The sequence below is a fragment of the Lysinibacillus sp. GbtcB16 genome (assembly GCF_019091145.1).
In the GTDB taxonomy this organism is placed as follows: Bacteria; Bacillota; Bacilli; order Bacillales_A; family Planococcaceae; genus Lysinibacillus; species Lysinibacillus fusiformis.
This window is the reverse complement of sequence record NZ_JAGXJV010000484.1, coordinates 1-265: the sequence shown is the minus strand read 5'-3', so window position 1 is coordinate 265 and position 265 is coordinate 1. Positions and strand designations below refer to the sequence as shown.

At 53.2% G+C, this 265-nt stretch carries 1 pseudogene; it reads left to right on the top strand.

Annotated features, from left to right (window positions below):
* A pseudogene (locus KVT27_RS24990) lies at positions 1-188 on the top strand (flavin reductase family protein); the annotation flags it as partial.
* Between the last annotated feature and the right edge of the window lie 77 nt (positions 189-265).

Here is a 265-nt window from a genome sequence, read left to right as displayed (position 1 = left end):
CGCTCGGCGGAACGGAAGGAGCACCGGCAGCCGATCTGCTCATTGGCAGAGTCGTTCAGTTCCATATCGCTGATGCGCTGTATGACAAAGGCCATATCGATGCCAATGGGCTTAAGCCGGTCAGCCGGCTGGCGGGCAGCTCCTATGCGAAGCTGGGCGAGCAGTTTGTAATGGAACGTCCCCTCTGAGGCGTGTTGGAAAACCATTTGTACCTTGCGGTTATTGAGCGGGTATGAATGGTTTTTTCTATTATAATTAAACGCTC